This window comes from Roseovarius sp., from assembly GCF_018066915.1.
In the GTDB taxonomy this organism is placed as follows: Bacteria; Pseudomonadota; Alphaproteobacteria; order Rhodobacterales; family Rhodobacteraceae; genus Roseovarius.
On sequence record NZ_JAGPVV010000354.1, the window covers coordinates 1 to 20,851 of the forward strand.

Genomic DNA, 20,851 nt, shown 5'->3' on the forward strand with positions numbered 1-20,851 from the left:
TTGCAGGATCGTAAACATCACAAAGCGTCTGGCACAGCTCGGACAGGTCCACCGGCGCAAACCGCCCCCGAGGCGAGCCGCTTTCGATCTGCGACAGTTGCAAAAGGGCATGAAAGATCGACACGATCCCGTCGAGTTCCGCCTGCGCCCGGTCCAGCATCTCGCGCGCCTCCTTGGTCAGATCCGGGCTTTGGCTCAGATCGTCCAGATGCACCGCGGCGCGCTGAATCGGGGTCTTGAGATCATGGGCAATATCCGAGGATACCTGCCGCAGGCTCTCGATCGCATCCTCTTGCGAGCGGGCCATCTGATCGACCTTGGCGGCGATGCGCGCCAGATCGTCTGACCAGCCTGCAACCTCCCCTACTCGCGCCTCCAGGTTTCCCGATGTCAGTTGATCAAGCGTTCCGCTGATGACCGCCACATGCCGCGCGCCGCGCCGCGCCAGCATCCATCCGCCCGAAAGCGCAACAAGAACCGTTGGCAGCAGCGAGATACCCAGAATATTGAGAAACGCATCCCGCAGCGCGTCGATATGCGCAAGGCTGCGCGCCACGGTCAGTTGGCCACCATGCAGCGATGTGGTCAGCGCCAGAAATCGCCCCTCGATCTCGGGATTGCCCGGAAGATAGGATATGATCCGATAGCCATCCGCATCGCGCGCCACCAACGCGTTGCCATAGTGCCGCCCGTTCGGCGCGAAATAGCTCAGCACGACCCGTTCAGGATCGGTGCTGCGTGCCTCGGCCTCGACCAGCGAGGCGAGGGCTGCGGCAGACGGGGCTGCGCGAAACCCCGCCATGTCCTGCGAGAGATCGGCGCGGAGCGTCTGCTCGAAAGAGGACTGCGTGTAGAGGTAACTCACCCAAAGCCCCAGCAGCGATACCAGCGAGAACAAGAGCACAAGCCCCGCCGCCAGCCGTATCGGCATCGAGCGCAGCAGAAAGGCGCGCGTCAAGGTCATGCGTCGATCCGGTAGCCGGCACCGCGCACCGTCTTGATGAGTTCGGTTGCAAAGGGTTTGTCCACCTTGGCGCGCAATCGGCTGATATGGGTTTCAACCACATTGGTCATCGGATCGAACGAGATATCCCAGATCGCCTCGAGCAGCATCGTGCGCGTCTGCACGCGCCCCTTGCGGCGCAGCAGATGTTCGAGAATGGCGAATTCGCGCGGCAGAAGGTCGATCTCCTGACCCTCACGCGTCACCTTGCGGGCGATCAGGTCCATTTCCAGAGGCCCCGCGCGCAACACGGTCTCTTGTTCCAGCGCATGCGGACGCCGGGCCAGCGCCGCAACCCGTGCCGACAACTCGCCAAAGGCAAAGGGTTTGACCAGATAATCATCCGCCCCGGCGTTCAAACCGCTGACGCGCTCTTCGACACTCCCAAGCGAGGTCAGGAAGAGAACCGGCGTGTGATTGCCCGCGCCACGCAGGGTCTTGACCAGTGTCAGCCCGTCGATTTCGGGCAACATCCGGTCGATGATCAGAACGTCATAGGGTCCGCTCGTTGCCTGGATCAACGCATCCCGCCCGTTGCTGACCAGATCGACACTCTGCCCTTCCTCGCGCAGACCCCGCGCGATATAGGCCCCCGTCGTTGCATCGTCTTCGACCACAAGCAGCTTCATGTCATCCTCGTGATATCCATTGCCTGCGAACCAGCTATCCCCGTTGGAACCTCTTTGCACCCGCTTTTGGCCGCGCCTGCCGTTCCTAAACTATTTGTATAGTCGGGCACATCCGGCTGTGAGACCTGCGCATCATATGGGCAGCATCGGACGCAACACAACGGAGCTTTCAATGATGTCCTCCACACCTCTTTCCCGTCGCCTTGCAGGGTCCGCAGCCCTTGTCGCTGTCTTGGGCGCAACAGGCCTCTCTCTCGGCATCGCCAGCCCGGCACTTGCGGTGCCTGCGGGCGGCTATGGTGATCTCGTTGCGGCGGTCTCGCCCGCCGTGGTCTATATCGAAGTCACCGCCAAGGCGCAGCCAACCAACATGTCCGGCCAATTGCCCGAAGACCTGCCCGAAGAGCTGCGCCGTCAGTTCGAGCGTATGATGCCCCCCACAGGCGAGATGCCGGCGCGCCAGGGCCTTGGATCAGGCTTTATCATTTCCGAAGACGGCAAGATCGTCACCAACAACCACGTTGTCGAAGGTGCCGAGAGCGTGACCGTCAAACTCGCGGATGGCCGCGCATTTGATGCGACCGTTATCGGCAGCGACCCGCTGACCGATGTGGCCGTGCTCCAGCTCGACACAGAGGAAAACATGCCCTTTGTGCGCTTCGGCGACTCGGATGCGATGCGGGCCGGGGATGAGGTGGTCGCAGTCGGCAATCCCTATGGTTTGGGCGGCACGGTGACATCCGGCATCGTCTCGGCCCTGTCGCGCAACATCAATTCCGGTCCCTATGATGACTATATCCAGACGGATGCCGCCATCAATCGGGGCAATTCCGGCGGGCCGCTCTTCAACAACGCAGGTGAGGTGATCGGCATGAACACCGCGATCTTCTCGCCCGATGGTGGATCGGTCGGTATCGGTTTTGCGGTGCCGTCGGACCTCGTGCAGCACATCGTGGCGGACCTGTCCGATGACGGCACGATCACCCGTGGCTGGCTTGGCGTGCAGATCAAGCCGATGCCCGAGGATATCGCACAGGTGCTGGGTTATGACACCCCCAGAGGCGCGGTGATCGAGAATGTGACGCCCGACAGCCCCGCCGCCAAGGCCGGACTCAAGGAGGGCGACATCATCCTCAGCTTCAACGAGACCGCGATTACGGAATTGCGTGATCTGACCCGCGCCGTGGCGGCGACCGCACCCGAGGCCGTCGTGCCGGTCACGGTTCTGCACAAAGGTGCGGAAAAGACCCTCGACGTGACGGTTGGCACGCTCGCCAATCCGAACGCTTGAGGAAGAACCGCGTCGGCGCATCCATGCGGCGCCGACGCGGATGATCCCCCAGCCTATCGCGCAAACCTGACCCTCTCGCTCTGCCGCGGCTCATCTTGGAAAGAGGAATGTCGCGCCAAAGCGTATCCCCCAGCCATCGGGACCCGAGGCGGGGCTGTCGGCCCAATAGCGGATGCCGCCGAACAGGCTGACCGGCTTGCCCCCGATCCGCACCAGTTTTGAGGCAACCGCATTGACCGGAACCGCCCACTCCTCTGCCTCCCAGTCATAGGCGGTCTCGGTCTGCAGGGTGAAGGTCCAAGCATTCTCTGTGGTGTAAGAGATGAAGGGTTGCACAAAGCTCCTGTTGATGTCCGCGCGCGCGCTATCCCCAGCAAAGGACCAGACGTGGTTGGCCAGCCCCCCTACGGTCCAGGGTCCGCGCTGCACCAGCATGACACCGGTTGGACCCGCCCCCCATTTTTCGGCACCAAGCAGATCGTCGGTTGCCGTCGGCAAGAGCAAGACCGAACCAACCCCCCAGATCACACCGCCCGCCGTAGGGGCCTTGGGTGAGAAAAAGAAGCTCTGAAGAATGTCGCCGAGGCCGCTCTGCGAACCCGATCCGAGCACGACATCATCCTGATGGATGATCGGGACAATCGTCCGCGAAATCAGGTTCCAATTCTCTCCGATGGAAAAGGGAACAACCGGCTGAACGTTCAGAACCAGACGCGATCCATCGCCATTCGGTCCGATGTCGCCGTCATGATTGAACTGGAGCGGCACGCTGATGAGCGAGGCAACCGGGTTTGCCAGTTGCTGGGCAAGCTCTTCGGCGTCTTGGGCCCTGGCCTGCCCGCCCCATGATCCGGCGAGCAAGAGGCTGAGGCCGCCCGCGACGAGATGTCGGTGCATGGATAGTCTCCTTGTCATGGGTGATCTGGGCGGGGTTGCCTGATGGCGGATGGCTGTGCCATCGGGTTCGGCCCCGTCCGGAAATGGGAGGCCGAGCGAACCGGGAGGTGGTGGCCAGCGATCATTTTTCGCTGACCACCAAAGGTTTACTCGGAAATGACGGCTCCGACCGTGGCCGCGTAGGGGTCTGTCTCTGCCGCGTCGGTCATTGCCTTGGTGCCGGGCATGATTTCGAACCTTGGGTCGAAATCCACCATCAACGCCGCAAGCTGACCGAGGATCGCCAGATCGCCCTCGGCCGTTGCCGTGCCATCGGCAAGCTGTTCCTCCAGCGGCTTGACCCCCGCCATCGTCAACTCCAGATCGGCACGGTTGATGGTCAGCGTCAGGTCCGCCGCCGGGTCCTGGAATCCCTGAATGTTGGTCAGCGTCGCGTTCCGCAACTCGACGATGAACTGCTCGCCATTGTCCGGCGTCACGAGGTTCATGCTGAATTCCAGCCCCTCCGCCCGTCGGCTGTCCATCCGGATGCCAAGGAAGTTGAGGAAAAGCTCGGTCGACATGGCCCGAATGATATCCGGCCCGGTCGAGCTTGCGGTTGCGCCCTGCGGAATACCTGTCCGAAGCTCGTAGGCCGCTGCGAGGAAACTGTTGCGCAGCCCCGGATTCTCCTGCTGATAGCCAAGCTGTTCGAACACGTCGGCGAGCAGGTCCTTGGCCTCGGCATTGCCCGGCTCTGCCTGCACCAGCTTGTTCATGATTTCCGAGGCAAGCAGATAGTCGCCCGCATCGAACAAGGCGCGCGAGCGCGCGATGATCTGCGCGGAACCGCCCATCATCTCAACATAAAGCGGGGCAGAGTCGGCGGGCGAGAGCGGGATCAGCGTCGCGGGGTTGCAATCCCAGAACCCGAGAAAGCGCTGTGCCACACCGCGGGCGTTGTGTTCGGGAGAGCCGTGATAGCCGCGGCAATGCCATTTCGCCTGAAGCCCCTTTGGCACCTCATAAACATTGTGGATCTGGTTGATGGTCACACCCTGATTGGCATAGTGCAGCACCTGATTGTTGGCGTTGGCATAGAGATCACGTTGGTCGCGGAGCACCTCTTGAATGCGCGCGTTGCCCCAACGTGGCCAGTGATGCGAGGCGAACATGACCTCGGCCTCTTGTCCAAAGCGGAACAACGCATCGGCGATATATTTCGACCAATTGAGCGGATCGCGCACCGGGGCACCGCGCAGGGTGTAGATGTTGTGCAGCGTTGCCGTCACGTTCTCTGCCATCCAAAGCGCCTTCAACTCGGGGATATAGGTGTTCATCTCCCGAGGGGCTTCGGTGTTGGGCGTGTTCTGAAAGATCATCCGCAACCCATCCACCTCGACCTCCTCGATGGGCTCGGTGATGGAGCGTGTGGGCGCGATCAACCCGGATGCTCCGGCAGGCACAACATGGCCAAGGCCCTGCGTTACAAACCCGTGCGGGGCCACCGGCAAAAGCAGGCCGTATTGGTAGAACAGCCGCCGGTTCATCGCATTCCCGGCATAGACATTTTCCGAGATGGTAAAGTCCATGAACCCGCCCGGCGCGATGATCTCGACTCGGCCCGAGGTCACGTCGTCATCGCTGACAATGCCACGCACACCGCCAAAGTGATCCCCATGCGTGTGCGAATAAATCACCGCCTTGAGCGGCAGACCTTCCCCAACCTCGCTTTGGAACAACTCCCAAGACGCCCGCGCGGTCTCGGCGGCGGTCATGATGTCAAAGATGATCCAGCCGGTCTTGCCGCGCACAAAGGTGATATTGGCGAGATCAGGCCCACGGACCTGATAGATGCCCGGAATGACCTCGTAGAGACCATAGTTGTTGTTCAGTCGCGCAATCCGGAGAAGCGAGGGATGGATACTGTCAAAGGAGTCCTGCGTCTCGTTGAAGAGAAACCGCTCGTGATCCCAGGCCACATTGCCTGCATCCGCCATGATCTTGAGGTTGGGCAAAGGGGCAATTAAGCCGCGCGCCTGTTCTTCGAAATCCCGCGTGTCCGAGAGCGGCAGGTTTGCCGCCGATGCCTCAAGCGCCCGGATGGTGTGAACGCTCGGCGCCTTGCCTTTGGGGTGGAAATGACCCTCAAGAGGCTGCGGCGCTTCCTGAGCCGAGGCTGGCCCCTCGTTGAACAGCGCACCGCTCAGCGCAAAGGCTGCGCCCGTGACGGGGATCGCTCCGATGAATTGGCGCCGTGTGGTCATTGTGCTCTCCTTCTTGCGTTATCCTTGAATGTCAGAACCGCGCGGTCAGGCCGATCAGTGGCCCTCCGAGATCAATCTCGACATCGCGTCCCTTTATTTCCCTGTCGATCGCCATGTGCCGCCAGCCGCCCTGCACCGACCAACGCTCGTTGATCTGGTAGCCCAGCATCCCGACAGCCTGCCAAGTGCGATCATCCCCGCCCCCCGAACCGCCGAAATCGGCCATGGCCGTGAGAAACCAGCGGTCGTTTAGGGCGACACGCACCCGCCCGCCCAAAACCGGGTCCATCCAAGTGTCGCCAAGGTTGAAGCTCTGCCCCGGCAGCGTCCCCGGTGCGAGCCTCACGTTCAGATCGGCGTTCACCACACGGACTCCGCCCATCAGATCGACCGACACTTGCGCGTCCTCGTGCAGCCGATAGGCCGCATAGCCGCTTGCCACCCGCAGTTCGGTTTCCACCGTCGCGCGCGCAAAAAGAACGCCGAACGGGGTGTTCTGCCGCTCCGAGAGGTCCGTATAGACAAGATCGGCGATCAGACCCCAACGCGCGCGCCGCGCCTCGAACACCCCCATGAGGGCGAAATCGGTGGCCGAGAGGACGTCGCCGATGCTTGCATCGGCCTCTAGCGTGCCAAAGCCGGTCTCGAGCGCGGTAGAGGCGCCGGGCGTCCAGACATAGGGAGAGACTGTGAAATCCCAACGCGATTCTTGCGCCACGGCCATCGTTGCAAGTGGCGCAACCGTCAGCGCAGCAATGATGCACGTTCTCCAAGACATCATCCGCGCTCCCCAGTTGCGGCCAAACGCTTTGCCTGCTCGTTTCCGATATGGGCGATTACACCCTTCGGCCGCGCCGCTATCTGTCCGCGCAAACGCCCGGTTGATATCTGTCAACGAGAATCAAACTTAGTCGTATTAAAAGAATCATAAGGATTTCGTGGAGAGGGTTTGCGACGAATGAAGCAATCAGCAGAAAAAGCCGCCATTCTGCTCTCCAGCTTGCCGTCCGAGGGCTGGCTCCATGAGCAGCCGTTGGAATTCCAGCTCCGCATGGCGCTGGCCGGACGTTGGGTAACGGTGCCGCGCGGCGGGATGATCTACACGATTGGCGATGCCCCGGATGCGCTCTTTGGTCTGGGCGAGGGTCTGCTCGATGTTTCGATTGCGATCGGTGGCGACGAGGAAGTGACCATCTATCGGGCGAGGCCCGGTTTTTGGATCGGTGACTCGGCGCTTTTGGCGGAAACAAACCGGGGTGTGACCGTTTCGGCCGCCACGGAGTGCCGCGTTTTCCGCATCCCGATCAGTGCATTGCGTCGCATTCTTGCCGAAAATCCCGATGACTGGCCCTGCTTTTTCCGGCTCAGCCACAGGAACACGATGCTCGCCCTCAGGGTGCTCGCCGAGACACTCTCCTTGCCACCGCGAATCCGGTTCGCCCGGATGCTACTCCGACTGGAAAGTGACGATGGAACCGTTCGGGTAACGCAAGAGGAGCTGGGTCGCATGGCGGGCATGAGCCGTGCCGCCTTTCGCCGCGCCTTTTCAACGCTGATCGAGGTTGGCGCGGTCCGCACCGACTATGGGATATTGCGGATCGTTGACCACGCCGCCCTCGAACGGGCCGCCCAACCAGACTGAACTGCGTCCATCCCCCGATTTTTCCGGGGTGCCCAGTCTGACAGAGCGCGACATGACGATGCCAGCGGGACCAAAGAGGCAAAAAAACCCGCCGAAAAAGCGCGTTGAGGACGGCCTATTTGGTCGATGCCCCCCTGTGATCCTGCACGCCTGTAAGGTGGTGGGCGGCAACTCTCCTTGACAGGGTTCGCTCTGCGGTGCAGCATGGGCAGGTTTTGGCAACTCAAAAGGTATGCTTATGGCCAAAGAAACCCGCTCGTTCGCCGTGATCGGACTTGGGGCCTTCGGTAGCGCGGTCGCCACGGAATTGACGCGCTTCGGCAATCAGGTGATTGGGGTTGATCTCGATGAACGGCGCATTGCGCAGATGGCCCCGACGCTTTCCTCGGCTGTGATTCTGGATACGACCGACGAGATGGCCCTCAAAGAGGCGGGCATCGACCAGTATGACGTGGCCCTCATCGCCATCGGCCGCGACATTCAGGCGAGCATCCTGACCACCATGAACCTCAAGATGCTGGGGATCGCAACGATCTGGGTCAAAGCCTCGAACAAGACCCACCACCGCATCCTGTCCAAACTCGGCGCAGACCGCGTGATCCTGCCCGAACAAGAAATGGGCCGACACATCGCCCAGATGCTGAACAATCCTGTCGTGCAGGATTATGTCAGCCTCGGCAACGGGTTCAGCGTGGTCAATATCGTCATTCCCGCACGGCTGAACGGGCGCGAAATGGCCTCTCTCGACATCGGCAAGACCTATGATCTTCGCCTGCTCGGCCTGATGCGGGGCACAGAGTTTCGACCCTGCGACGCGCCGGACCTCGTGCTCGAAGAAGACGACAAGCTGATCCTGCTGGGCAAACGGCCCGAATTGCGCCGTTTTGGCGACGCGCTCTGAGCGCCAGGCACATACCATGAAACCGCTCTTGCATCGCGCAACGACCGCGCTCTCTCACATGCCGCCGCCACTGATTCTGTCGGCACTCTATGCCGTTTTGATCGTGCTGGGCGCCGCAGTTCTAAAGCTGCCTTTCGCGCATACTGTTCCCATCACATGGTCCGACGCCATCTTTACCTCGACCTCTGCCGTCACGGTGACGGGTCTTGTCGTGATAGATACCGGCGCGCATTTGACGCTTTTCGGTCAGATGGTGGTGGCCTTTCTCATCCAGATGGGCGGTCTTGGCCTGATGACCTTTGCGGTGCTCATCTTGGGTGCCCTCGGTTTGCCTGTGGGTATCACTGGCAAGCTCTACCTCCGCGAGGACCTGAACCAGAGTTCGGTCCATCAACTCTCGAAACTGGTCCTCACCATTCTCAAGGTCGTCGTGGTCTGCGAAGTTGCGGGTGCGATGCTGCTGGCCCTCACCTTTGTGCCGCATTACGGGTTCTGGCAGGGGATATGGGAGTCGATCTTTCATTCCATCTCGGCCTTCAACAATGCCGGATTCTCGACATTTCCAAACGGCTTGGTTCCCTATGCCACCGATCCGGTCATCAACACGGTGATTCCCGTGCTCTTTATCGTGGGCGGGATCGGTTATGTCGTGCTGCACGACATCTTCACCCAGAAAAGCTGGCGGTCATGGTCGCTGCATACCAAGATCATGCTGGTCGGCACGGCCTTTCTGATCCCGTGGTCGGTGGGCATGTTCGCCTTGCTGGAATGGGACAATCCCGGCACTCTGGGTCAGTTCGACAGTATCACCGCCCGTTTGGCCGTAAGCTGGTTCCAAGGGGTCACAACCCGCACCGCCGGGTTCAACACCACCGATATCGGCGCGCTGCATGACAGCACCTCGATGATGTTCATCTCCTTGATGCTGATCGGCGGCGGCCCGACCTCGACCGCAGGCGGTATCAAGGTGACAACATTCGTGGTGATGATCATCGCCACCGTGGCGTTTTTTCGCCGCCAGCAGCAACTTCACGCCTTTGGCCGCAGCATCGCACTCGATCAGGTGCTCAAGGTCATGGCTCTGACGGCCATCAGCCTGATCCTCGTGTTCGTCGGGGTCTTTTTGCTGACCGCCACGCATGACGGGCATTTTCTGGATATCAGCTTTGAGGTGGCCAGCGCCTTTGGCACCGTTGGCCTCTCGCGCGGCTATACGACCGAGTTGTCAGAGTTCGGCCGTGCGGTGATCATCGCGATCATGTTTCTGGGTCGGGTCGGGCCGCTGACCCTCGGCTTCTTCCTTGCCACGCGCGTGGCCCCCCGCGTGCGCTATCCAGAGGGCAAGGTTTATCTGGGGTGAGGGAATGGCAGAGGGGCGCCGCATTGGACCTGTGCGCCCACGGCGCACAAGAGCATCGCCGAGGCTCGTCCGCGAGGCAGCTTGTCACCTTTCTCTGCACGTGCCGCCTTAGGTGAAGCGGAGCGGATTGGTCCACGCCCGTTTTCCGGCGGCGTCGACAACCGTGATCCGCAACCATCCGCCGGCGCGAAACCTGTCGAGGGAAACCGTGCCACGGGTCATGGAATGGCCGTGAAGTGCCGTTGCTGCCTGCCCATGGCCTTGCAGGATGATCGTGGCAACCGCTGTTGTCTCGACGGTCACAGCGTCGTCAGTCACGGTCACAGCGCGAATTTCTGGTCCTTGCGACGAATAGAACGCGCCATTCTTCAGCGCTTCGAGTAATAACGCGGGCTCATTGGCTTGGGCCTTGACCATGACCCAGCCACCAAAGTGGTCCGGCTCTGTGAAATGGGCGTCATCAGTGGCGATCAGCGTCAGGTCGCGCCCTTCGGACAAGAGCAGGTCAAGCACATGACCACCGCCTTCGCGATCACAGCCAACCGCACAGCCGTGGTTGTAAATTTCGACCGAATGCGCCGCCGTGATCGAGCGGGCATCCGCAAGCGTCAGTCCCGACCAATGCGGATGGGCGATGGCCACGAAGGCCCCCGCATCCCGCGCGCGTTTGGCCAGTTCCGGACCGGTTTCCTGCCCTGCGACCGGCTTGAAATCCGGCGCGTTCGGAGGCACGAAATCATAAGGCAGGCCCACGGCTAGGATATGCCAAAGCTGACCGTTTTCCATGGCGCCAGAGTGTAATTCAGCACCGGGAATGGTGGTGAAAGCGTCGCTGTGCCAGGCTCGGGTATCGGCCACCGGATAACCATATTCTCCGATGAAGTGATCGGTCAGGGAAATGAAATCATATCCCTCGGCGCGGTAGCGGCGGCACACCTCTTGTGGGTCAAGGCAGCCATCCGAGAGGGTGGAATGGGTGTGCAGATTGCCACGGTAAAACGTGCCGGGGGCGGAAAACGCGGACAGCATGGGACTTTCTCCGATCAAGGTGTTAGCGCATGTTGCTCAAAAGTGGGAACCGGTTTTGAGCTTCTCGAACATGCGAAATCAATAGGTTACAGCGTGTTGCTTGAATGCAAGTGAACACAATACGCGTCTCAGGATGCGCTACTGCAGGCGGGCAACGGATTTGTGACAGAACCGTTACGAAAGCGCGATATGCGGTGAAATATGGAGTTGGATCATTTGAATAGCGCCTTGGTGCGGGGCGATTGGCAGAACGCGGAGGCCATTCTTGCGCGACTGACCCAAGGTGCAGGGGCGCATCCCGCGCTGATATATAATCACGGCAAGGTGCTGATGGAGCTGGGCCGCCATTCTGACGCGATTGACCGTTTCCAGCGCACGTTGGCTGCTGCTCCCGACCATGCCGCGGCGTGGTTCGAGCTTGGGCGCGCGGCGGTTGCGGTCGGGGATCTGGCCACGGCTCTCACCGGCTTTGATCATGCGCTGACCCTCGATCCGTCTGACCGGGACGCGCGCCGCAATCTGGGCCGCGTCGCTTTGCGGTTGGGGCGGTATGAGGCGGCACGGACTGCTTGGGCGGGGTTGCAGGATGATCCCGAGGCACGGCTTGCGCTTTATCGCATTGCCTGTGAAACGGGGGCCCCAGAGGCCCCAAGACTGCGCCGCGCGTTGCTCGATACCCACCCCGACCGCGCCGCTGTCCTGCGCACGCTGGTGCGCGTGTCCAGGGGGGCGATCCCGCTCAACCTTTAGATTTTTCGCGTCTTTTCCAAGACATGGCCACGATGTAGCGACCTGACGCCCCTGAATTTCGTGAACCCTAGCGAGCGTTCCCGACCTTGCCTGAGTGCCGGAAATTCCGGCGATAAACGCCGCGTTCCTCGCTCAGAGCGCGTTGCATCTCGCGGTTGCGGGCAACCTCGTCTTCGGTCATGTGCCCGACGTCCAAAGCCTGCGCCCCGCGCGGGATGGCGATGACCTGCGCCACCGGTGTGCCGCGCGGCAACACTCCCTCGAACGCGGGATTGGTCCAGAGGGCCGGAAAATGCACATAGCCATCGCGAAAATGGTCGCAATCCACCACCCCCGACAGGGATCGAAACGGCAAATCCTCGCGGTTGAGCGGATGGGTGAACAAGAGCGACCAGCCCTCGGGCACCTCCAAGGTCCAGAAGTTCATGAACTTGACCACCGCGTTGGTCGCCAACCGCAGCGGCGCGCCGGTGGCCTGCTCGGGCACATGCAGACCCAGAGGCGCACGGCTGATGAGCGCATCGTCGAGGATCGGCGGGTCCCAGTCCCACGACATCTCGCCGCCCGCCACGGTGATATCCGTGGCCAATGGGATCAACACGCCTAGCGCCAGCGCGTCGATCATCGGTGGACAGTGTTTGAAGGTGCGCACCGCCGCGCCGCCCAGTGTGGGGGCTGCCACCTCGGAGGGCATGGATTTCAACCAATCAGGCAACGCACTGGCCGCCGGAACTGGCGCGGGCAAAAGCGCCCGGAGCTTGGGGTGACAGCGGGCGCGGATCACGCCTGCGCCTCGCGTCGCGCGAGCAGGGTATGTGCGGTCGCGGCCATCACCGTCAGCACGATGATGATCGTGCCCACGGCATTGATCACCGGCGGGTGACCATTGGGGTTGCGTGCCATCGCGCCGATTTCGGTGGCAAAGGTGCAGGCGCCGCCCTTGGCGAACATGGTCGTGTTGTAATTCTCCATCGAAGCCATGAAGGCGATCACCCCCGCCGAGATCAAGGCCGGGGCCAGATAGGGCAGCGTCAGCCGCCAGAACACCCGGAACGGCGTGGCCCCAAGGTCGAGCGCCGCTTCTTCCAATTCGATCGGCTGACGCTGAAGCCGCGCCATCAAGACCAGCATCGGATAGCCCGCAACAAAGGTTGTCTGAGCCATGATGATGGTGAAGAGCCCCGCATTCACGCCAAGCCGCCCCCAAAAGACCAGCGCGCTGAGGCCCAGCACAATGCCCGGTGCCAGCATCGGCGACAGCAGCACCCACCACAAGAGACCGTTGACCCGGCTGCGCCAGCGGGTCAACAGCACCGCCCCCGCCAACCCAAGCAGCAGCGAGAGCGGCACCACGAATGCGGCGACATAGAGGGAATTGCCAAAGCAGCCGACAAAGCGCTCGCGGTCCAGCGTGCGCAGCACCTCATCGGTGCGCAAGGCGTCCTCTGGCATCCAGAAAAACGCATACCACTTGCCCGTCAGCCCCTGCCATTCGGTCACGGAGGGCGGTGAGATATCGTTGACCGATGACAGCACCATCAAGAGCAACGGCGCGAACATGAAAATCAGAAAGCCCCAAGTATAGGCCGACAGCAAACGCTCTGCTCTCATTGCACCCTCGCAAAATCCTTGAGCCGTGTGCGCATGGCCCACATGAACAGCCACACCAGCACAAAACAGACCAGCGTATAGGTAAACGAATAGGCCGCCCCGACGTTGGAATTGGCGGATTCGAAGAACTTGTTATAGATCGTCTGGCTGAACCACTCGGCCTGCAGCCCCCGGCTGATGATCCGGGGCACCGAAAACGCCCCGGCCGCCAACATGAAGGTGGCGATGCAGCCCACGGCGATCCCCGGCTTGGCATGCGGGATGATGATGCGGCGATGCACCCGAATGGGGCCTGCGCCCAAATCCCGCGCGGCCTCGATCTGGTTGCGGTCCAGCGTGTTCATGACGTTGTAGATCGGGAACACCATGAAGAGCACGTAGGTGTAGACGATGACCACGAAAACCGTGCCCGGCATCCGCTTGAACTGAACCGGCTCCGAGATCAGGCCGAGCCCCTGCATCAACCCGTTCAAGAGCCCCTGATTGTCGATGATCGTGGTCCAGGCATAGACCCTCATCAGCTCGACAATCGCATAGGGAATGACCAGCCCCAGAAACAGCCACAGTGCGCGGTCGGGCGGCGTGGCCAGCGCCACCTTGTAGGCGATGGGGTAACAAAGGACCAAGGCAAGGGCGGTGGCCATCACGGCAAAGCTCAGCGTTCGGGTGAGGGTGATCAGGCCGATACGCTCGTAAACCTGACCATCGCGGTCAAACCGAAGCCCAATGGCGCGGTAGAACTTTTTGGACAGCGTCGCATCTTCCAGCATCTTTTGCTCGGGCGAGACAGGAATTTGCCGTGCCGCGAACAGGGCGTTGAAATTCGCGCCGGTATAGGGAAAGGCATTCGCCTCGGCCTCTTGAAGTGCCAGGAACAAGGATTGCGCCGCATCCGCAATCTCTTGCGCGGTGGCCACCTGATTGGGGATTGGGACGGTGTCGCTGACCGACAGCAAGGGCAGCCCAAATTCCTCGTCAAGCCAAACCGGATCGGTTTCGGGGTCGCGCACCATCTGAATATGCGTCGTCGCGCGGTCGCATTGCAGGATATAGGGGCGCGTCGGAGCGTCGCCGCTCGTCGTCATCGTCGAGGCTGACGGCACCGACATGCCTGAGGACGACGGCACCGCCATCCCGCTCGCGGAGGGGATTGCCATGCCGCCCGTTGCGGTCTTGGTGTCGGGCGCGCCCGCATAGGTCTTGAGCACCGAAATGCAGGTCTGCGCATCTCGCCGCAGTTGCGCCGCGATGGAGCTGTCCAATTGCCGCTTGGGGGCGGTCACGGCGCGCTCCAGCATGGTCAGTTGCGGCAGGATGATCAGCATCAGACCCCAGATTGCCACAGCGCTGAAGAACACCGCGACAAGGCCCCGGCCATATCCACGGATGAGATCGCTCATTGCGCCGCGACCTCGGCCCCGGTTCGGGCCACTGGCCCCTCGGGCAAGAGCAGTCCGGCCCCGCTGTCAAACCCGACATGACAGGGCTCTCCGACCGTCACGGGCACCGCGCCGGTGTTGGTCTGGTGCAGGCTGAGATGCGCGCCGGTTGAGGTCTCGATCTGGTAATTCACGAACGCGCCCTCCAGATCGCGGCGCAGCAGGCGCGCGTCAAAGCAGTTGTTGAACCTTGCGCCAAAGCCCACCTGCTCGGGGCGCACGAAGAGGATTGCCGCCGTCCCCTTTGCCAACCGCGCCGGGTTGCGCCCGAGGAGCCTGCCATGTGCGGTTTCGATCTGGGCCATTGCACCAAAACTCTCGACGATGCGCCCGGCAAACTGGTTCACCTCTCCGACGAACGAGGCGACAAAGGCAGAGTGAGGTGCCGAATAGATGTCGTCAGTGCTGCCGACCTGCTCGATCACACCCTTGTTCATCACCGCGACCCGGTCGGACATGGTCAGCGCCTCGCCCTGATCATGGGTGATGTAGATGAAGGTCACGCCGGTCTTTTGCTGGATCGCGCGCAGTTCCGCGCGCATGTGCTGACGCAGCTTGAGGTCGAGCGCGCTCAGCGGTTCGTCGAGGAGCAATACCGCGGGTTCCACCGCAAGCGCCCTCGCAATCGCCACACGCTGACGTTGGCCCCCCGAGAGCTCTCCGGGTTTCTTGTCGGCCTGTTCAGGAAGGGCCACAAGCTCCAGCAGTTCCTGCGCCTTGTCTCGACGCGCCCGGCGCGACAGGCCGCGCGCCTCTAGCCCAAAGGCCACATTCTCCCACACCGGCATCAGCGGAAACAGCGCCAGATTCTGAAAGATGAGCGCCGTGGGGCGTGCGTTGGGCCCTTTGCCGCGCTGATCCTCGTCACCGATCAGGATGCGCCCGGCACTTGGCTCTACAAACCCGGAAACCGCCCGCAGGATCGTGGTCTTGCCACAGCCCGAAGGCCCGAGGATGGAAAAGAATTCCCCCGCTTCGATCCGCAGGTCTGTGGGCTGCACCGCCGTGAACCCGTTGGGATAAGTGATCGCCACGCCCTCGAGGCGCACGTCCTTGCCGCGCATGCTAGACTGCCTTTTCATGGGTAAAGGGAGGGACGCGCGCGCCCCTCCTGAGTTTTGCCGAAAACGTAGCCGCGCCCTCAGGCGTTGGTGATGATTTCCACAAACTCGTTGCGGATCGGGCCAAAGAACGGCGTATCCGCCTGCCACCACCACATGTTGCCCAGAACGTCTGCGGTGTAGACCTCGTTGAACTGTGCCTTGAATTCCTCGGACGCATGATCAGCAGCGCCCGCCACCGCCGAGTTGTAGCCGGTGTTATTGGCGAACATCCCGCCCACTTCGGGCTGCAGCATGAAATTCATGAACGCCACGGCCTGCTCGGGGTTCGGGGCCCCTTTCAGCATCCCAAAGCTGTCAAGCCAGGTGATGATGCCCTCTTTCGGTGCGCGATAGACGAGATCGGCGTTCTCACGGTTGAGCAACAGGCCGGTGGTGTCCCATGTCTGGCCGATGACACAGCCCGCTTCCTTGAAGGCCGAGGTCGCCTCGGTCGCGTTGTTCCAGAACGCGCCAAAGTTTGCCTTGTGCTCCATGATGAATTTGGCGACTTCGCCCCAGACGCGGCGGGCGTCATCTTCGGATTTGTAGACGTCCAGCATCCGGTTCGACGGCACTTTGCCGATGGCATCAAGGTAGAGACCGGTGCCCATGATGACCGATTTCTGACGGAAGGCCGCGGCCCCCTTGGCCTCTTCGCGCCACAGGTCGCCAAAAGACAGGTCGGCGTCCGAAATGTCGAGCTGACCACGGTTGAGCGTCAGGCCTTCGGTGCCCCAGTCGAAGGGCAGCAGGATCTGCTCGCCATTATGCACCCCGCCCAAGGTGGCGCTGTCACGCAGAAAGGACGGGATCAGGTTCTCGATCTTCACATCGGTCGGAACAGGGGCAAAGAACGACTCGCCGTTGTCATCGAGATAGCCAGCAGAATTGGTGATCGACGGAAACACAACGTCGAACCCTTTGCCGCCATTGGCGCGCACGGTCGATTCGGCCTCGTCGTTCGAGCCATAGGTGGTCAGTTCCAGTTTGATGCCGGTATCGGCTTCGAATTTTTCGGCGATATTGGGCTGGATGTAATCCTGCCAAGCGAAGACCTTGACGCTTCCCGACGAGGCAAGCGCGTCCGTGGCGCGCAGGATCATCGGCGCGGCCAGAGCGGCGACGCCCATCTGAATGGCGGAACGGCGGGTGGTTTTCATGAATAACCTCATTTGCGTGACTGTCGCCCCTGTCGGGCACCGCGTGGCATTAGCATCCGCAGGTCTCAGCCCAATGACGGTTTTGAAACGGTTTGGTGACGCGCTGTCGAATAAAACGCGCAAGCAGAGAAGCCTGAGGTCAAGTCTGAAATCCGTTTTTAAATAATGGCTTAGACAGGATATGCGACGCCATGCGCCTGCCGGCATGGACAGGCGACGTGCCGGGAACAACTCTGGGTCAAACGCTTGGCGTCTTACTGAATACGGGCGCGTAGTTTGTCGGTGCAAACTTCCATCAACAGGACAATCGCAAAGATCGCCAGAATGATCATCGAGGCGTTGCGATACTGAAAGAGGTCAAAGGCCACCTTGAGTTCCTGACCGATCCCGCCCGCGCCGACCAATCCTAGAACGACCGAAGACCGCACCGCCTTTTCCAGCGCGAAGAGCGAGGAGTTGATCAGCGAGGGCATGATATCGGGCAAGATCGCGCCGATAAGGATCGACGGACGGCTTGCCCCAATCGCGGCCAGCGCCTCTTGCGGTTCCTTTTCCGCATCCTCCATCGCCTCGGCAAAGAAGCGGCCGCAAAACCCGATGGTGTCCACCATGATGGTCATGGTGCCCGCCACAGCCCCAAGCCCGATCGACGCCACAAAGAGCAACGCCCAGACCAGATCAGGCACGGTGCGCAGAAAGGAAATGAACGCCTTGACCACGATGTTGCCGCGTCCGAGCGGAGACACACCCCGCGCGGCGCACCAGGCGATAGGCAGGCTGACAACAATGCCAAGGACCGCACCCACGAGGGCGATTTGAAAGGTCTCGATCATGCGCAGCGTGATACGGGCCAGAAAATCCGGCTCTGTATTGGGCGGCAGCATCCGGCCAATCAGGTTCGCCATGCCCGGCAATCCTTGGGCCAATTGCTGCGGAGAAGGGGCAACCTGACCCATGGAGACAAGGATGGCGGCCCCAACCACTACCAGCAGGACAAAATTCACCGCCGAGACGCGGCGGAACCGGTCCGGTGCCTGAAGGCGCTGATCAACCATCAAATGTATCCTTGAGATCGGCGGGCGTGACCCTGCTCACCGGGCGGTCAAAGAACACCCGACCCCCCTTGAGCGCGACAATCCGGTCGGCGTAGTCCATCGCATGCGCCATGTCATGCGAGGTATAGAGCAGCGTGATACCCTGTGTCCGGCACAGTTTGGTGAAGAGGTCCATGACATTGACGCCCGACACCGGATCGAGGCTCGCCGCCGGTTCATCGGCGATGAGCAGTCGAGGCTGCCGCACAAGCGCGCGGGCGATAGCTACACGCTGTTGCTGCCCACCCGAGAGAGCATCGGCGCGGTGCAGGGCCTTGTGCTCGAGATCGACATCCGCAAGCGCCTGCATGGCGCGGGTGCGCCACGCAAGGGGGGCGAGGCTATGCGAAAACGCGCGCCAGCTTCCGGGCTCACCGAACATGCCGTGAATGACATTGGAGAGAACCGAGCGGCGACGTACTAGGCAATGTTTTTGAAAGACAAAGCCGGTCTGACGACGCATGCGCATCCGGTGCCCATGCCCGGCCTCTGGGCCGACCGGATGGCCAAAGCAGGTCAGCGTGCCGCCGGAAATCGGGTGCAGGCCAATCAGGCTCTTGAGAAGGGTGGATTTGCCAGAGCCATTGGCCCCGATCAGGGCCACACGCTCGCCCCGGCGAATATCCAGATCAATACCGTCGAGAACGACACCACCCCGGCCATAGCCCTTGATCAGCCCGCGCGCCATGATCAACGGGGTTTGATCGGCCTCCCGCTGCTGCGGGTCACTCAGGGTCTCAACCTCAAGGTCAAGCATGGCCAATCTCCGGATTGCAAAAGACCGGGGGCGCTGCCCCCGGCCGGGTGGGGCTGTCCCCGTTCAGTTTCCGACGAAGGATTTGGTATCCACGCCAATGGTCGCATACATCGAGCGGACATAGTCGTAATCGCTGTCCTCGACCTCGGTCAGAAAGAACCCCCCCTTGAATTTCTGGTTGTCCTCGCCGGTCAGGATCGCCGCCATCAATTCCGGCGCGTGATCGACAAAGGCGGCTTTGACCGCAGCCACTGCGTCGGCATCCGCATCAGAGCGCGCCACGAGGATGTCATTGGGCAAGTCGCGGCCACGGGCGACGACGGTAAAGGACACCTCGGGAAAGGCTTCGCGAATACGGCCAAGGTGGCTTTCGTTCATGCCGACGGCGGCAACATCGCCGCGAATGAGCGCCTCGATGGCGGTGTTGCGGGAAATGATCTGCGGCTGGTAGTCCGTGTTATAGACGAGACCGAAATCGGCCAGTACCTGCGCGGGCCCAAGATGCTGCGACGTCGAGCCGACAGAGCCAAAGGTCACGACCTTGCCCTTGAGATCCTGCACCGATTTGATCGGCCCATCCGACAGGGTGACGATCTGGGCGTAGTAATTGGGGCGCTGCCAGGCGGTCACGATCCGGGCGTCGGTCAATTCCTTGATGACTACATACTCTGCTGGGCCGGTCAGAACCAGATCAACCTGATCCTGATTGAGCGCCTCAACAGCGGCGGTGCGAGAGCTGACGGGGAAAAGCTCGATCTGCTGACCGGTCAGTTCTTCGAGTTTCGCCTCGAACGCCCCAAACTCTTGTTGCAGGGTTTCGAGGCCCTCGATGTCGGTGACGGCGAATTTCAGAGGCTCTGCAAATGCGGGCAGGCTGCTGGCAACGGATACCGCGGCGGCGGCGAGCAGGGAACGGATCATGGGTGTCTCCGGTGGGTTCGGGGCCAATTGAGCGTTGTTGTGTATACAGGAACGTCACACAACGCAGGGATAAGGGATTCGGTTGACACTTTCGTGACACGGGGACTTGCGACGACATGACGACAAACTGGACACTCACCGGCGGTCAAACCCTCTTGGGCGACCGCTTTGAGGTGGCACCGCTGCATATGGCTGACGGATGGATCACCGCAGAGGCCGCCGAGCGGGCCCAGACCTATGACGCCCGCGGGCGTCTGATCCTGCCGGGGATCATTGATCTGCACGGCGACGGGTTCGAGGCGCTGGTGCAGCCGCGTCCGGGCGTGCATTTCCCCTATGATCTGGCCTATCGCGAGGCAGATGCGCAGCTCATCTCGAACGGGATCACCACGGCCTACCACGGGCTGACAGTCTCGTGGGAGCCGGGTCTGCGCGACATTGCCATCACCCGCGCGCTGCTTGCCGCGCTCGAACAAGTGGCATCAACGCTGACATGCGACACGCGGCTGAACATCCGATGGGAGACCTACGCCATCGACCATGTCGATGAGGTGCTGGGGTGGCTCGCGCGGCGACCGGGCGATATCCTGTCGCTCAACGATCACACCAGCGCCAATCACAAGCTGGGAGTGGACAGCGCCAAGCTCAAGCGGATGGCGGTGCGCATGGGCCTTGCGCCCGCCGATGCCAAGGCTGCGATTACGGCGATGCTGGCGCGACAAGGTGAAGTGCCGGGGGCGACGGACCGGATTTGTGCTGGGGCCATCGCACTTGGCCACCCTGTTCTATCCCATGACGACATGACCGCCGAGGACCGGCGCGCGGGGCGCGCGCGCGGCGTGACGGTGACCGAATTTCCGATGTCCGAAGAGGCCGCCGCCGAGGCGCGGGCGGCGAATGAGCCTGTGATCCTTGGCGGGCCCAATGCCCTGCGCGGCGAGAGCCACAATGGCGCGCTCTGCGCGACGGCGGCAATCCGGGCGGGGCTCTGCACCGTGCTTGCGTCGGACTATTACTA

At 61.7% G+C, this 20,851-nt stretch carries 20 protein-coding genes; 6 read left to right on the forward strand and 14 right to left on the reverse strand.

The window, feature by feature from the left end; genetic code table 11:
* Together KBT70_RS19880 and KBT70_RS19885 are read right to left on the reverse strand one after the other, a co-directional pair.
* The coding region (locus KBT70_RS19880; protein ID WP_296638201.1) for a histidine kinase dimerization/phospho-acceptor domain-containing protein at window positions 1–964 on the reverse strand (964 nt) is incomplete at its 3' end.
* A complete protein-coding gene (locus tag KBT70_RS19885; protein ID WP_296638205.1) occupies window positions 961–1,632 on the reverse strand; it encodes a response regulator transcription factor in 672 nt (223 codons plus the stop codon). The genes KBT70_RS19880 and KBT70_RS19885, both read right to left, overlap by 4 nt.
* A 136-nt stretch (window positions 1,633–1,768) precedes the next feature.
* Between KBT70_RS19885 and KBT70_RS19890 the strand changes: the two genes are divergently transcribed.
* Window positions 1,769–2,923, forward strand: a complete 1,155-nt coding sequence (locus KBT70_RS19890; RefSeq protein WP_296638210.1) for a Do family serine endopeptidase — start codon at window positions 1,769–1,771, stop codon at window positions 2,921–2,923.
* A gap of 90 nt (window positions 2,924–3,013) precedes the next feature.
* Here KBT70_RS19890 and KBT70_RS19895 read toward each other — a convergent pair whose 3' ends face one another.
* From KBT70_RS19895 to KBT70_RS19905, 3 genes are all read right to left on the reverse strand, one after another.
* Window positions 3,014–3,820 carry a transporter gene (locus KBT70_RS19895; RefSeq protein ID WP_296638213.1) on the reverse strand — a complete coding sequence of 269 codons (807 nt, stop codon included), beginning with the start codon at window positions 3,818–3,820 and terminating at the stop codon, window positions 3,014–3,016.
* Window positions 3,821–3,966: 146 nt separating this feature from the next.
* On the reverse strand, window positions 3,967–6,066 hold the full coding sequence (locus KBT70_RS19900; protein ID WP_296638217.1) for an alkyl sulfatase dimerization domain-containing protein: 2,100 nt from the start codon (window positions 6,064–6,066) through the stop codon (window positions 3,967–3,969).
* 31 nt (window positions 6,067–6,097) lie between these two features.
* Window positions 6,098–6,847: a hypothetical protein gene (locus KBT70_RS19905; RefSeq protein ID WP_296638222.1), complete on the reverse strand. Its 750-nt coding sequence runs from the start codon at window positions 6,845–6,847 to the stop codon at window positions 6,098–6,100.
* 177 nt (window positions 6,848–7,024) lie between these two features.
* Here KBT70_RS19905 and KBT70_RS19910 point away from each other — a divergent pair, with 177 nt between their 5' ends.
* The 3 genes from KBT70_RS19910 (at window position 7,025) to KBT70_RS19920 (ending at window position 9,969) form a co-directional block, all read left to right on the forward strand.
* The gene (locus KBT70_RS19910) at window positions 7,025–7,708 is read left to right on the forward strand and encodes a Crp/Fnr family transcriptional regulator (protein WP_296638226.1); all 684 of its coding nucleotides are present in this window, start codon (window positions 7,025–7,027) and stop codon (window positions 7,706–7,708) included.
* Between the two features lie 238 nt (window positions 7,709–7,946).
* Window positions 7,947–8,609, forward strand: coding sequence for a TrkA family potassium uptake protein (locus KBT70_RS19915; protein ID WP_296638230.1), 663 nt, complete (start codon window positions 7,947–7,949; stop codon window positions 8,607–8,609).
* 16 nt (window positions 8,610–8,625) lie between these two features.
* Window positions 8,626–9,969 carry a TrkH family potassium uptake protein gene (locus KBT70_RS19920; protein WP_296638233.1) on the forward strand — a complete coding sequence of 448 codons (1,344 nt, stop codon included), beginning with the start codon at window positions 8,626–8,628 and terminating at the stop codon, window positions 9,967–9,969.
* Between the two features lie 108 nt (window positions 9,970–10,077).
* On the opposite strand, the gene KBT70_RS19925 is transcribed toward KBT70_RS19920, so the two are convergent.
* The gene (locus KBT70_RS19925; protein ID WP_296638236.1) at window positions 10,078–10,998 is read right to left on the reverse strand and encodes a CehA/McbA family metallohydrolase; all 921 of its coding nucleotides are present in this window, start codon (window positions 10,996–10,998) and stop codon (window positions 10,078–10,080) included.
* 216 nt (window positions 10,999–11,214) lie between these two features.
* On the opposite strand from KBT70_RS19925, the gene KBT70_RS19930 reads away from it, so the two are divergent.
* A complete protein-coding gene (locus tag KBT70_RS19930; RefSeq protein WP_296638239.1) occupies window positions 11,215–11,748 on the forward strand; it encodes a tetratricopeptide repeat protein in 534 nt (177 codons plus the stop codon).
* Between the two features lie 67 nt (window positions 11,749–11,815).
* On the opposite strand, the gene KBT70_RS19935 is transcribed toward KBT70_RS19930, so the two are convergent.
* The 8 genes from KBT70_RS19935 to KBT70_RS19970 form a co-directional block, all read right to left on the reverse strand.
* Entirely contained in the window at window positions 11,816–12,532 is a 717-nt protein-coding gene (locus tag KBT70_RS19935) for a hypothetical protein (protein WP_296638242.1), read from the reverse strand.
* Window positions 12,529–13,359, reverse strand: a complete 831-nt coding sequence (locus tag KBT70_RS19940) for an ABC transporter permease subunit (protein ID WP_296638243.1) — start codon at window positions 13,357–13,359, stop codon at window positions 12,529–12,531. The genes KBT70_RS19935 and KBT70_RS19940 overlap by 4 nt, the downstream gene beginning before the upstream one ends.
* The gene (locus KBT70_RS19945) at window positions 13,356–14,759 is read right to left on the reverse strand and encodes an ABC transporter permease (protein WP_296638246.1); all 1,404 of its coding nucleotides are present in this window, start codon (window positions 14,757–14,759) and stop codon (window positions 13,356–13,358) included. The genes KBT70_RS19940 and KBT70_RS19945 overlap by 4 nt, the downstream gene beginning before the upstream one ends.
* Window positions 14,756–15,862 carry an ABC transporter ATP-binding protein gene (locus tag KBT70_RS19950; RefSeq protein WP_296638249.1) on the reverse strand — a complete coding sequence of 369 codons (1,107 nt, stop codon included), beginning with the start codon at window positions 15,860–15,862 and terminating at the stop codon, window positions 14,756–14,758. The genes KBT70_RS19945 and KBT70_RS19950 overlap by 4 nt, the downstream gene beginning before the upstream one ends.
* A 77-nt stretch (window positions 15,863–15,939) precedes the next feature.
* Window positions 15,940–17,061, reverse strand: coding sequence for an extracellular solute-binding protein (locus tag KBT70_RS19955; protein ID WP_296638253.1), 1,122 nt, complete (start codon window positions 17,059–17,061; stop codon window positions 15,940–15,942).
* A 254-nt stretch (window positions 17,062–17,315) separates the two neighbouring features.
* Window positions 17,316–18,116 (reverse strand): phosphonate ABC transporter, permease protein PhnE, encoded by an 801-nt coding sequence (gene phnE, locus KBT70_RS19960; RefSeq protein ID WP_296638256.1) that lies wholly within the window; start codon window positions 18,114–18,116, stop codon window positions 17,316–17,318.
* Window positions 18,109–18,912: an ATP-binding cassette domain-containing protein gene (locus KBT70_RS19965; protein WP_296638261.1), complete on the reverse strand. Its 804-nt coding sequence runs from the start codon at window positions 18,910–18,912 to the stop codon at window positions 18,109–18,111. Before KBT70_RS19965 ends, phnE begins: the two co-directional genes overlap by 8 nt.
* A 63-nt stretch (window positions 18,913–18,975) precedes the next feature.
* Complete coding sequence (locus tag KBT70_RS19970; RefSeq protein ID WP_296638265.1) at window positions 18,976–19,833, reverse strand: PhnD/SsuA/transferrin family substrate-binding protein; 858 nt, start codon at window positions 19,831–19,833, stop codon at window positions 18,976–18,978.
* Between the two features lie 116 nt (window positions 19,834–19,949).
* On the opposite strand from KBT70_RS19970, the gene KBT70_RS19975 reads away from it, so the two are divergent.
* Window positions 19,950–20,851: alpha-D-ribose 1-methylphosphonate 5-triphosphate diphosphatase (locus KBT70_RS19975; RefSeq protein WP_296638268.1), on the forward strand; the 902-nt coding region annotated here is incomplete at its 3' end.

Coding starts and splice junctions, on each gene's coding strand:
- KBT70_RS19885 (WP_296638205.1), bottom strand. CDS start 1,632: ATGAAGCTGCTTGTGGTCGAAGACGATGCAACGACGGGGGCCTATATC.
- KBT70_RS19890 (WP_296638210.1), top strand. CDS start 1,769: ATGGGCAGCATCGGACGCAACACAACGGAGCTTTCAATGATGTCCTCC.
- KBT70_RS19895 (WP_296638213.1), bottom strand. CDS start 3,820: ATGCACCGACATCTCGTCGCGGGCGGCCTCAGCCTCTTGCTCGCCGGA.
- KBT70_RS19900 (WP_296638217.1), bottom strand. CDS start 6,066: ATGACCACACGGCGCCAATTCATCGGAGCGATCCCCGTCACGGGCGCA.
- KBT70_RS19905 (WP_296638222.1), bottom strand. CDS start 6,847: ATGATGTCTTGGAGAACGTGCATCATTGCTGCGCTGACGGTTGCGCCA.
- KBT70_RS19910 (WP_296638226.1), top strand. CDS start 7,025: ATGAAGCAATCAGCAGAAAAAGCCGCCATTCTGCTCTCCAGCTTGCCG.
- KBT70_RS19915 (WP_296638230.1), top strand. CDS start 7,947: ATGGCCAAAGAAACCCGCTCGTTCGCCGTGATCGGACTTGGGGCCTTC.
- KBT70_RS19920 (WP_296638233.1), top strand. CDS start 8,626: ATGAAACCGCTCTTGCATCGCGCAACGACCGCGCTCTCTCACATGCCG.
- KBT70_RS19925 (WP_296638236.1), bottom strand. CDS start 10,998: ATGCTGTCCGCGTTTTCCGCCCCCGGCACGTTTTACCGTGGCAATCTG.
- KBT70_RS19940 (WP_296638243.1), bottom strand. CDS start 13,359: ATGAGAGCAGAGCGTTTGCTGTCGGCCTATACTTGGGGCTTTCTGATT.
- KBT70_RS19945 (WP_296638246.1), bottom strand. CDS start 14,759: ATGAGCGATCTCATCCGTGGATATGGCCGGGGCCTTGTCGCGGTGTTC.
- KBT70_RS19950 (WP_296638249.1), bottom strand. CDS start 15,862: ATGCGCGGCAAGGACGTGCGCCTCGAGGGCGTGGCGATCACTTATCCC.
- KBT70_RS19955 (WP_296638253.1), bottom strand. CDS start 17,061: ATGAAAACCACCCGCCGTTCCGCCATTCAGATGGGCGTCGCCGCTCTG.
- phnE (WP_296638256.1), bottom strand. CDS start 18,116: ATGGTTGATCAGCGCCTTCAGGCACCGGACCGGTTCCGCCGCGTCTCG.
- KBT70_RS19965 (WP_296638261.1), bottom strand. CDS start 18,912: ATGCTTGACCTTGAGGTTGAGACCCTGAGTGACCCGCAGCAGCGGGAG.
- KBT70_RS19970 (WP_296638265.1), bottom strand. CDS start 19,833: ATGATCCGTTCCCTGCTCGCCGCCGCCGCGGTATCCGTTGCCAGCAGC.